This is a genomic window from Allobosea sp. (genome assembly GCF_017308015.1).
Taxonomy (GTDB): Bacteria; Pseudomonadota; Alphaproteobacteria; order Rhizobiales; family Beijerinckiaceae; genus Allobosea.
This window is the reverse complement of record NZ_JAFKFW010000032.1, coordinates 54069-64580: the sequence shown is the minus strand read 5'-3', so window position 1 is coordinate 64580 and position 10512 is coordinate 54069. Positions and strand designations below refer to the sequence as shown.

General features: G+C 66.1%; 10 protein-coding genes. 5 read left to right on the top strand and 5 right to left on the bottom strand.

The annotated features are described in order from the left end of the window. The 3 genes from J0I42_RS21475 to J0I42_RS21465 form a co-directional block, all read right to left on the bottom strand. Window positions 1-1055 (bottom strand): RNA polymerase sigma factor region1.1 domain-containing protein (locus J0I42_RS21475; protein ID WP_291657883.1); only part of this gene is annotated, 1055 nt, incomplete at its 3' end. 195 nt (window positions 1056-1250) lie between these two features. After that, complete coding sequence (dnaG, locus tag J0I42_RS21470) at window positions 1251-3149, bottom strand: DNA primase (RefSeq protein ID WP_291657882.1); 1899 nt, start codon at window positions 3147-3149, stop codon at window positions 1251-1253. A 218-nt stretch (window positions 3150-3367) separates the two neighbouring features. After that, window positions 3368-3829 carry a GatB/YqeY domain-containing protein gene (locus J0I42_RS21465; RefSeq protein WP_291657881.1) on the bottom strand — a complete coding sequence of 154 codons (462 nt, stop codon included), beginning with the start codon at window positions 3827-3829 and terminating at the stop codon, window positions 3368-3370. Between the two features lie 155 nt (window positions 3830-3984). On the opposite strand from J0I42_RS21465, the gene carA reads away from it, so the two are divergent. From carA to J0I42_RS21445, 4 genes are all read left to right on the top strand, one after another. Continuing rightward, window positions 3985-5193 carry a glutamine-hydrolyzing carbamoyl-phosphate synthase small subunit gene (gene carA, locus J0I42_RS21460; protein ID WP_291657880.1) on the top strand — a complete coding sequence of 403 codons (1209 nt, stop codon included), beginning with the start codon at window positions 3985-3987 and terminating at the stop codon, window positions 5191-5193. Window positions 5194-5204: 11 nt separating this feature from the next. After that, the gene (locus J0I42_RS21455) at window positions 5205-5552 is read left to right on the top strand and encodes an NIPSNAP family protein (RefSeq protein WP_291657878.1); all 348 of its coding nucleotides are present in this window, start codon (window positions 5205-5207) and stop codon (window positions 5550-5552) included. Between the two features lie 171 nt (window positions 5553-5723). Next, complete coding sequence (locus tag J0I42_RS21450) at window positions 5724-6605, top strand: prephenate dehydrogenase (RefSeq protein WP_291657877.1); 882 nt, start codon at window positions 5724-5726, stop codon at window positions 6603-6605. A gap of 50 nt (window positions 6606-6655) precedes the next feature. Continuing rightward, window positions 6656-7081: a group III truncated hemoglobin gene (locus J0I42_RS21445; protein WP_291657876.1), complete on the top strand. Its 426-nt coding sequence runs from the start codon at window positions 6656-6658 to the stop codon at window positions 7079-7081. Window positions 7082-7104: 23 nt separating this feature from the next. On the opposite strand, the gene J0I42_RS21440 is transcribed toward J0I42_RS21445, so the two are convergent. Then, entirely contained in the window at window positions 7105-8037 is a 933-nt protein-coding gene (locus J0I42_RS21440) for a LysR substrate-binding domain-containing protein (RefSeq protein WP_291657875.1), read from the bottom strand. A gap of 91 nt (window positions 8038-8128) precedes the next feature. On the opposite strand from J0I42_RS21440, the gene J0I42_RS21435 reads away from it, so the two are divergent. Next, window positions 8129-9037 (top strand): DMT family transporter, encoded by a 909-nt coding sequence (locus J0I42_RS21435; RefSeq protein WP_291657874.1) that lies wholly within the window; start codon window positions 8129-8131, stop codon window positions 9035-9037. A gap of 10 nt (window positions 9038-9047) precedes the next feature. Here the strand turns inward: J0I42_RS21435 and J0I42_RS21430 are convergent, their stop codons facing one another. Continuing rightward, window positions 9048-10301 carry an SAM-dependent methyltransferase gene (locus tag J0I42_RS21430; protein WP_291657872.1) on the bottom strand — a complete coding sequence of 418 codons (1254 nt, stop codon included), beginning with the start codon at window positions 10299-10301 and terminating at the stop codon, window positions 9048-9050. Between the last annotated feature and the right edge of the window lie 211 nt (window positions 10302-10512).

The following is a 10512-nucleotide window of genomic DNA, read 5'->3' as shown; positions in this document are numbered from 1 at the left end:
ACGCCATAGCTCTCGGCGAGGCGCAGCAGGCGCGTCTCATGGCCGATCAGGCGCTTGTTGATGTCGTAGAGCTGCTCGACCAGCGCCTCGATGCGGTTGTTGTTGAGCGAGAGCGACTTCACCGCGGTGATGATGTCGTCCTTGAGCTTCTTGTACTTGCGGTCCTGCGACGGCGAGAGCTTGGTGTTCTCCAGCCGGTTGGCGATGTCCTGGTCCTGCAGGCGGCGCAGCTTCTTGTAGTCGTCGGCGATGGCGTTGAAAGTCTCGAGCACGCGCGGCTTGAGTTCGGCCTCCATGGCCGAAAGCGACACGTTGTTCTCCATGTCGTCGTCGTCCATGTCCGGCTGGGTCTCGCCCTCCGGAGTCGCGGCCTGCTCGCCCTCTTCGGGCTCCTCCTCGCCGGCGACCGCAGGGTTCTTGCCGTCAGGGCCGGCATAGGTGGCTTCGAGATCGATGATGTCGCGCAGCAGCACCTTGCCGTCGACGAGTTCGTCGCGCCAGATGATGATGGCCTGGAAGGTCAGCGGGCTCTCGCAGAGCCCCGCGATCATCGCCTCGCGGCCGGCCTCGATGCGCTTGGCGATCGCGATTTCGCCCTCGCGCGAGAGCAGCTCGACCGAGCCCATCTCGCGCAGGTACATGCGGACGGGATCGTCGGTGCGCTCCGTCGGCTCCAGATTGCGCTTGGTCTCGACCGGCAGGGTCTGGCGCGAGGCGTCGACCATGTCGCCGCCCTCGGGCTCCTCCTCGTCGGCGCCGCCTTCCTTGCGGTTGGCGCGCTCTTCGCCGGCGGCTTCCGGATCCTCGTTGTCGACGACGTTGATGCCCTGCTCGCTGAGCTGGCCGAGCACGTCCTCGATCTGTTCGGAGGAAAACTCCTCGGAAGGCAGCACTTCGTTCAGTTCGTCATAGGTGACATAGCCGCGCTTCTTCGCGAGCTTGATCATCCGCCTTACGGCCTGATCGGTCAGGTCGAGCAACGGGCCGTCGGTAGTCGGGGGGGCATCCGGCGCGACCTGATCGGTCTTTTCCCGTTCGCTCGCTTTAGTCGCCATCAATCAGCGCTCCGCACTCGCGCCGGCTCTGGCCGAGAAAGCCATATACCGACGCATAAAAGGGCGGCGCGACCGCAGGCCCGGCGCGCTCACCCACCCAAATCCAGTTGCAGATGGCACCAGACGTCGTTGACGAATCGTGAACCACCCGACAGCTTGCGCGCTCAGGACCCGCGTCCACCACTCGCTGGAATATCAATCCTCGGACATGGCCTCGGTGCCTTCGATCGTCTCGAGGCGGGCTTTCACGTCCTTGATCCAGGCAAAATTGGCTTCGGTCGCATCGTCAGCCAAGGCGCGCTCGGCTGCTCTCAACTCGCTATTTAGCGTCCGCGCGCGATGATGCAAGACGAGGGCCTGATGAATCGAGTCGAAAACCGATTCAGGATCAGCATCTTGCGCCAGTTTCAGCCGCTCGGCGGGTCCCGTGACCGCCATGAGATGGCCCTGCGCTTCCCTGACTCGCGGCTGAGCCAGCCGATTCGCCAGCGTTTCCCGATCGAGCGTGTCCTCGACCGCATCGAGCAGAGCCTGCCGGAAGCGCTCGGCGGCCGGTCCGTCGAGCGATAATTCAGCGATCTCGTCGGCGCAGCGCAGGAGGAGGTCGGGGTGGCTCGCGAGCGCCAGCAGGATGAAGGCCTCGCGCTGATCCTCGCCGCGCAGTTTCGCCACGAGCCGCGATTGCGTCAGCGCGCTCGACGCCTTGAGCGGCCCGGCGAGCCAGGGCGGCACCTGCCGGCCGAACCCGCCGCGCTGAGGCCCCGCGCCCCGGCCGCGTTGGAAATTTCCACCGCCCCCGCCGCGCTCCGGCCGCGCCGGGGCGGCGCTGGCGAAGAACTGAGCCAGCCGCTCGTCGATCTCGCGGCGATAATGCTTGCGCGTGGTTTCGTCGCGAATCTGTCCAAGCGGCTCCTTCAGGCGGCGCTCGAAGGCGGCGCGGCGCTCCGGCGTATCGAGCGGGCCGGCCTCGACCTCGCGCTGCCAGAGCATGTCGACCAGCGGACGCGCTGCCCCGACCACCTCCGCGATCGCCTGCCTCCCGCCCGAGCGGGCGAGATCGTCGGGGTCCTGCCCGTCCGGCAGCAGGGCGAAGGAGAGCGACTTGCCGGGCTCCAGCAGCGGCAGCGCCAGATCGATCGCCCGGCTCGCGGCCTTGCGGCCGGCCTTGTCGCCGTCGAGACAGATCACCGGCTCGTCGGCCATGCGCCAGAGCAGGCCGAGCTGGTCCTCGGTCAGGGCCGTGCCGAGCGGTGCCACGGTCTGCGGGAAACCTGACAGCGCCATCGCGATGACGTCGACATAACCCTCGACCACCACGACCTGGCCGGTGTCGTGCGACGCCTTGCGGGCATTGTGGTGATTGAACAGCAGGTGCCCCTTGTGGAAGAGCGGCGTCTCCGGCGAATTCAGGTATTTCGCCGCGACCTCCGAACTCATCGCCCGCCCGCCAAAGGCGACCACGCGTCCCCGCGCATCATGGATCGGGAACATCACCCGGTCGCGGAAGCGGTCATAGGGCACGGCGATCTCCTCGCCATGCACCAGCAGCCCCGCCTCCATCATCAATTCGGCCGGGACGCCCTTCCCCGCCAGATGGTCGCGCAGCGCAAACCGATCAGCCGGACCGTAACCCAGCCGGAAGCGCGTGCGCGCCTCCCCGTCGAGCCCGCGTGTCGCGAGATAGCGCCGGGCTCCGCCGCCGCGATCGCCCATCAGTTCGGCCTCGAAGAACTGCGCCGCGAGCTCCACGACCTCGTGCAGCCCCTTGCGCTTCTCCTCCTGGACCTGCGCCTCCGCCGTGATCTTCGGCAGGATCACGCCCGCCTCGGCCGCGAGCTTCTCCACGGCCTCGGGGAAGGAGAGCCCCTCGGTCTCCATCACGAACTTGAAGATGTCGCCGTTCTTGCCCGACGAGAAATCGAAGAAGGACGCCTTCTGGTCGTTGACGAAGAAGGAGGCGGTCTTCTCGGCATTGAAGGGCGAGAGGCCCTTCCATTCGCGCCCCGCCTTTTGGAGGCGCACGCGCTTGCCCACGACCGCCGAGACAGGCAGCCGCGCCTTGATTTCCTCAAGGACGGAGGGCGGAAATTTCATGGTTCCTGATGTGGCCCCTGCGCGTCGGAAAGCCAACCTCGAACATGGCTTCGACAGAGCTTGTCGGCACTATCCACAAGCGCAGCCTCAAGACAGGCTCGTCATTCTCGGGGCGGAGCACAGCTTCGACCCGAGAATCTCATGACAGAGAACACTGGTTTCCGAGATGCCCGGGTCAAGCCCGAGCACGACGGCCCTCATGACCTGATCAGCGGCGCTCAGCCGCCCAAGGCGGCCTTCACCATCGGGCTGACCTTGCCGAAATCCATCTGGCCGGCATAGGCCGCCCGCAGGACGGCGATGACCTTGCCCATGTCCTTGACGGCGGTCGCGCCGGTCTCGGCCACGGCCTTGTCGATCGCGGCCTTCACCTCATCGTCCGACATCTGCTGAGGCAGGTAGGACGAAATCACCGCGACCTCGACGCGCTCGCCGTCGGCAAGCTCGGGCCGGTTGTTGGCATCGTAGATAGCGATCGATTCCTGGCGCTGCTTGATCATCTTCTGGAGCACGCCGAGGATCTCATCGGCTGTCGCCTCGCCCTTGCCGGCGCCGCGAGCCTCGATGTCCTTCTCCTTCAGTGCAGCGCTGATCAGGCGGATCGCCGCCACCTTCGCTTTCTCGCCGGCCTTCATCGCTTCCTTCATGTCGGCTGTGAAGCGCTCGCGCAGGCTGGTCATCTCGTTGTTCCTTTTTCTCTTGTGCGGCCTGCGCCAGCTTCGATTGACGGGCCGGGCCCGGCTCTTTAAGGCTCGCGTTCCAGACCGGCGGAGTGGATTGCCGCAGCCCCGCCTCCGCATTTTGCCGCTCGCGCGGCCTGGACCGAGACATAGACATGACCGCTCCCGAAGGAAACCCTGCCGATACCGGCTGGACTGAACCGCGCGCGACCGCGCTCCTGGTGCTGGCAGATGGCACGGTGCTGGAAGGCTTCGGCCTCGGCGCCATCGGCGAGGCGCCGGGCGAGGTCTGCTTCAACACCTCGATGACCGGCTATCAGGAAATTCTGACCGATCCGTCCTATGCCGGTCAGATCATCACCTTCACCTTCCCGCATGTCGGCAATGTCGGCGTGAACGAGGAAGACACCGAGACGGTGAACGCCGCCGCCTCCTCCGGGGTGCGGGGCTGCGTGCTTCATGCCGCCATCACCGAGCCCTCGAACTGGCGCAGCCATCGGCATTTCGACGCCTGGCTCAAGGCCCGCAACATTGTCGGCATCTGCGGCGTCGACACCCGCGCGCTGACCGCCCTGATCCGCGACCGCGGCATGCCGAACGCCATCCTCGCCCATAACCCGGACGGCGTTTTCGATGTCGAGCGCCTGAAGAAGCAGGCAGCCGAGCTGCCTTCGATGGCCGGTCTCGACCTCGTTCCGCTGGTCACCGCCGCACAGCGCTACGACTGGGACGAGACGCCCTGGATCTGGCCCACCGGCTACGGCAAGCGCGACAGCAGCCGGTTCAAGGTCGTCGCCATCGACTACGGCGTGAAGCGCAACATCCTGCGCCTGCTCGCCAAGGCCGGCTGCGACGTCACGGTCGTGCCCTCGACCGCCACCGCCGAGGACATCCTGTCGATCAACCCCGACGGCATCTTCCTCTCCAACGGCCCGGGCGACCCGGCCGCGACCGGCGAATATGCCGTGCCGGTGATCAAGGAACTGCTCGACAGGAAGGTCCCGACCTTCGGCATCTGCCTCGGCCACCAGATGATGGCGCTCGCCATCGGCGGCCAGACCATGAAGATGAAGCAGGGTCATCACGGCGCCAACCACCCGGTCCAGGACAAGACCACCGGCAAGGTCGAGATCGTCTCGATGAACCATGGTTTCGCAGTCGATCCGGCGAGCCTGCCGGCCAATGCGGTCGAGACCCATGTCTCGCTCTTCGACGGTTCGAACAGCGGCATCGCGCTCACCGACCGCCCCGCCTTCAGCGTCCAGCACCATCCGGAAGCCTCCGCCGGCCCGCAGGACAGCCACTATCTCTTCACCCGCTTCACCGAGCTGATGGCGGCAGAAAAGGCGAAGAAGGCGGCCTGAGAGCCGCCTCGATGCCGAAGGAGACGGGCATGATCCACCAGTTGCGCATCTACGAGATCTTCGAGCGCAACAAGGGGGCCTTCCATGCCCGTTTCCGCGACCATGCCGCGCGCATCATGTCCCGCCACGGTTTCAGGATCGTGGCGATGTGGGAAACGGCGAGCGCAGGGCGCACCGAGTTCGCCTATATCCTCGCCTGGCCCGATGCCGAGACCAAGGCCAAGGCCTGGGCGAGCTTCATGGCCGATCCGGAATGGATCGAGATCAAGCGCGTGACCAAGATCGAGCAGGGCGACATGGTCGGCGCGATCGAGGACCGCATCCTGACGTTGACCGATTATTCGCCGGCCTTCGATTGACAGCGCCGGCGCCACGCGGTTTAAGCGGCGCATGACCAGCCTGATGGCCCAGTTCCGCAGCTATTACGCCCCGTCCTCATAGAGGCGGTGGCATTCCCATGTTCAACCGCCGCGCTGGCGGTTGAATTCAGGCAAGTCACCCGGCATCGCGGCCTACCACGGACCCAAGCGATGTCTTCCCCAATCAGAACCGTCTCCACCATCGGCATCATGGGCTTCGGCGCCTTCGGCCGCCTGATGGCCCGCCATCTCCTGCCGCATTTTGCGCTGCGCATCTGCGATCCCGCCAACGCGCCCGCGCCCGATGCCGCCGGAAAGGGCCTGCGATCTGCCACCGCTGCCGAAGTCGCGGCTTGCGAGCTTGTCATCCTCGCCGTGCCAGTCCCCGCCATACCCGAAGCGATCGCGGCCCTGCGCCCGCATCTGAAGGCCGGCGCCATCGTGCTCGATGTCGGCTCGGTCAAGATCGGACCGGCCCGCGCCATGCAGGCCGCGCTTCCCGATGATGTCGAGATCATCGGCACGCATCCGCTCTTCGGCCCGCAAAGCGCCCGTAACGGGCTTTCCGGCCTCAAGATCGCGCTTTGCCCGATCCGGGGCGCTGAAGCCTTTTCAAGCGAACTGGGCACCGGCTCGCGTGAAGAAAATACGGTAAAGCATCGTTCCAGCACGCCGCGCATCGCCGCCTTCCTGCGTCATGTGCTCAAGCTGAAGGTCATCGTTACGACGGCCGACGCCCACGACCGCGAGGTTGCGATGGTGCAGGGCCTCACCCATCTGATCGCGAAGATCCTGGTGCGGATGGAGCCCCTGCCCCGGACGATGACCACGGCGAGCTTCGAGCTCCTGATGCAGGCGACCGAAATGGTCCGCCACGACGCCCCCAATGTCTTCATGGCGATCGAGCGTGCGAATCCCCATGCCAAGGCGGTACGTGATCGCTTCTTCGCCCTTGCAGAGGAGATGAGGCTGTTCCTGGAGAACGGCCATCTCGAAGCGGCGCAACCGGCCGCCGCCCTGCCTCACAAGGTCGCAGAGATCGCACAGGCCTAGCCTTTGCGATCCTCTCCGACGAGAATGCCCGAAACGCGAACATTCCTGCGATGACCGACAATCCCCTGCTCTACCCGGGCGCCGCCCATCCCGACCTGCGCGAGCCGATGATCGCGGAGCTCGTCCGCACGTTCTATGCGCGGGCCCGGGAGGACAAGCTGATCGGCCCGGTCTTCGAGGCCGCTGTCGAGGACTGGGACCACCATATCGGCAAGATCACCGATTTCTGGAGCGGCGTGATGCTGCGCACCGGCCGTTACGATGGCCGCCCGATGCGCCCGCACCTGATCCTGCCGCTCGAAGGCAAGCATTTCGACCGCTGGCTCGATCTGTTCGAAATTACCGCGCATGAAATCTGCCCGCCCGATATCGCGCAGGCCTTCATCGTCCGGGCGCGGCGCATCGCCGACAGCTTCGAGATGGCCCGCGCCAGCCAGCGCGGCGAGGTCGCTGCGCCCCGGCATAGCCTGCGGTGAATACAGCCCGAGCATGACGCAAATCAGGCTGCTCTGGCCTCCCGCCTGACAAATGCCGCGATTTCTTCCCGATCGGCTCCCGCTTCCCGCGCGATCCGCTCGGCCAAGGCCGCCGCCGATGGCCTGAGCGCGCCAAGCGGCCGGTCGAGCCAGTAGGAAACCGGGTTCAGCGCCTCGCGCTCATCGACCCTGACGATCCGCCCCGCCGCCAGTTGCTCGCGCGCCAGCGGTGGACGCGCCAAGGCGATGCCGAGCCCATGGGCAGCAGCATCCAGCACGAGGTTATAGTCCTCGAAGCGCCGATCCTGCGGGCGCGGGCGATAATCCAGCCCCTGCGCCGCGAACCAGGCCTTCCAGCCGGCAGCGTCCGAGTCGTGGATCAGCGGCTGTGCAAGGAGACGCTCCGGAGCGCCTTCCCCGATCGCTTCGGCAAGCTGCGGCGAGGCGATCGGGAAGCACCACTCCTCGAACAGCTTGAGCGAGAGCCGGTCAGGCGCTCCGCCGCGCCCGCAGCGTATGCCGAGATCGACGCCCTCCTCCTCGAAATCCACCTTGCGATGCTCGACCTGCAGCACGATCCGCAGCGCAGGCGTTCCTGTCTCCAGCATCGCCAGCCGCGGCATCAGCCAGAGCGCACAGACCGAGGGCGGCGCGCTGACCCGCACCACCGAGGCGCCCCGCGCCTCGCGCCAGCGCTCGGAATTATCGGCGATCAGCGCAAAGGCCTCCTGCGTGCGCTGGAGCAGGCGCTGCCCCTCCGGCGTCAGCGAGACGCCCCGCGCCTGCCGCAGGAAAACGCGCAGGCCCAGCCAATGCTCGAGCTTGGCGATCTGCCGGCTCACCGCGCCATGGGTGAGGTTCAGCGCCTCGGCCGCGGACGAGAAGCTGCCCGTGCGTGCAGCCGCCTCGAAAGCGCGGAGTGTATCGAGCGGCGGCAGGTTCGAGCTGTGATCCATCCTCACAGCTCATGCGCGAATTGTTCGTTTGTCAATCAGCTCGCCGAGGCGCTTATCGGGAGCAACTTCTCGTCATCGATGGATCGACGCCATGTCCTCCTCAAGCTGCACCTCCCCGGCGCTGACCACCTCAGGTTCCCAGCGTCTCGACCCGACGCTGGTCTTCACCGTGACCTTCACGGTCATGGCCTGGGCCTCCTCTTTCCCGGCGATCCGCGCCGGCCTTGCCGGCTTCGGCCCGGCCGAGATGGCGGCTCTGCGTTTCGCGATGGCCGGCGGCCCGGCCGCTCTCTTCCTTATCGCAACACGAGCGAAGCTGCCCGAACTCGGCGACATCTGGCGCTTCCTCGTCGGCGGCGTGATCTTCATCGCGGGCTACGCCCTGCTCCTGAACTTCGGCCAGCGCGTCGTGCCGGCGGGTCCGGCCGCCTTCATCATCAACACCAACCCGATCATGACCGCCGTGCTCGCCATGATGATCCTGGGCGAGCGCTTCAGCCTCACCGCCTGGCTCGGCACGGCTCTGTCCTTCGCCGGCATCGGCGTGATTGCGCTCGGCAAGGGGCTCGATGTCGAGATCGGCATGAGCGTGCTGCTGATCCTCGGCGCCGCCTTCTGCAACGCCATTACCACGGTCGTCCAGAAGCCGCTCTTCGCCCGCTACAAGCCGCTCCATGTCGCCGCCTGGAACATGGCGATCGGCGGCTTCGTGCTGCTGCCCTTCCTGCCGTCGGCGATCGAACAGGCGCAGGTCGCGCCGAGCGTCTCCTTCTGGTCGGTGGTCTATCTCGCCGTCGTGCCGAGCCTGATCGCCTACGGCACCTGGGCGATCACGCTCTCGCGCCTGCCGGCCGCCCGCGCCTCGAACTTCCAATATGCCGTGCCGCCGATGGCGATGCTGATCGGCTTCCTCTGGCTTGGCGAAATCCCAACTGTCTTCGGCCTGATCGGCGGCGCCATGGCACTCGCCGGGGTGGTGGTCGTCAACCTGAAGCGCTGACAGGAACCGATCAGAACCCCTTGGCCTCCAGCGCCTTCTCGTCATCCGCGATATAGTCGCGGATGATCGGGACGGCGCTCTTGTGCTGGCCGAGCAGAAGCTGGAACACCATGTCGCCGCCGATATCGAAGGAGATCGAGCAGGCGCAGAGATAGAATTCCCACATCCGCGCGAAGCGCTCGCCCATCATGGCGACGACCTCCGCGCGCTTGGCCATGAAGCGCTCGCGCCAGGCCTCCAATGTCCAGTGATAGTGCCGGCGCCAGAACTCGCAGTCGGACGCCCACAGGCCGGTCTGCTCCTGCGCGGCGAACACCTCCGACAATGCCGGCGCATAGCCGCCGGGGAAGATGTATTTATCGAAGAACGGCCCGGTGAAGCCGGGCGGGCCGACGCGGCCGATACAGTGGACCAGCGCGATCCCGTCCGGCGTCAACAGGTCGCGAATTCCCCCGAAATACTCGCCGTAATGCGCGACGCCGACATGCTCCATCATGCCGACTGAAACGACGCGGTCGAACGTGCCGCCGAGTTCGCGATAATCCTTGTTGATGAAGGTGACAGCGTCGCCGACGCCGGCGGCCCCGGCCCGCCTCGAGGCCGCCGCCATCTGGTCGGGCGAGACGTTGAGCCCGGTCACCTTCGCCCCGCAGGCCTTGGCGAGATAGATCGCAAGCTCCCCCCAACCGGAGCCGATATCGAGCACGCTCATGCCGGGCTCGATTTTCAGCTTGGCGGCGAGGTGCCGCAGCTTCGCCTTCTGCGCCGCCTCGAGCCCGACCTCCGGCGTATGCCAGTAGGCGCAGGAATAGGTCATCGTCTCGTCGAGCCACAGCCGGTAGAAATCGGTCGGGATGTCGTAGTGGTGCTTGACCTTCTTGCCGGCGACGCCGAGCGGGTTGTGCATCCGCCAGCGCCGGATCTTGAAGCGGACTTTCCGGATCGCCTGCTGCAGAGGGTCCTTGCGCATCTCGCGTCGCTGCAGCCAGAACAGCGTCAGCAGGTCGTGGATCGTGCCTTCCTCGAAATCGATCCGCCCGTCCATGTAGCCTTCGGCCAAAGCGAGCTCGGGGTTGAGGAAGAGTTCGCGCTCGACGCGGTTGTCATGGAAGCGCACGGAGACGGCAGGCGCGATCTTGGTGACGCCAGCGAAGAGCAGCTCAGCCGGCCCGGAGCCGAAGACATGCTGCTTGCCGTCAGGCGTGATGACCGTCAGCCGTCCGTGGCGGATGAACCGCTTGAGCAATCGCGGCAGCAGCAGCATGGGCGCTCCTCGTCTCGATTCGCCAACTAAAGCCGAAACCCGGCCGCCTCGAAACCCCGAAGGTTGCGGAGCCACCCCGCTTGTGCGTAGTCATCGGGATATTGCTGCAACCCGAGGATCGACCGAGCACATGTCCTGGCGCGATTTCTGGAACGGCGAGCATTCGATCTACGTCTCGCCGCGCCACAAGGCCCTGCATTATCGCGCCATC

Coding starts and splice junctions, on each gene's coding strand:
- dnaG (WP_291657882.1), bottom strand. CDS start 3,149: ATGAAATTTCCGCCCTCCGTCCTTGAGGAAATCAAGGCGCGGCTGCCT.
- J0I42_RS21465 (WP_291657881.1), bottom strand. CDS start 3,829: ATGACCAGCCTGCGCGAGCGCTTCACAGCCGACATGAAGGAAGCGATG.
- carA (WP_291657880.1), top strand. CDS start 3,985: ATGACCGCTCCCGAAGGAAACCCTGCCGATACCGGCTGGACTGAACCG.
- J0I42_RS21455 (WP_291657878.1), top strand. CDS start 5,205: ATGCCGAAGGAGACGGGCATGATCCACCAGTTGCGCATCTACGAGATC.
- J0I42_RS21450 (WP_291657877.1), top strand. CDS start 5,724: ATGTCTTCCCCAATCAGAACCGTCTCCACCATCGGCATCATGGGCTTC.
- J0I42_RS21445 (WP_291657876.1), top strand. CDS start 6,656: ATGACCGACAATCCCCTGCTCTACCCGGGCGCCGCCCATCCCGACCTG.
- J0I42_RS21440 (WP_291657875.1), bottom strand. CDS start 8,037: ATGGATCACAGCTCGAACCTGCCGCCGCTCGATACACTCCGCGCTTTC.
- J0I42_RS21435 (WP_291657874.1), top strand. CDS start 8,129: ATGTCCTCCTCAAGCTGCACCTCCCCGGCGCTGACCACCTCAGGTTCC.
- J0I42_RS21430 (WP_291657872.1), bottom strand. CDS start 10,301: ATGCTGCTGCTGCCGCGATTGCTCAAGCGGTTCATCCGCCACGGACGG.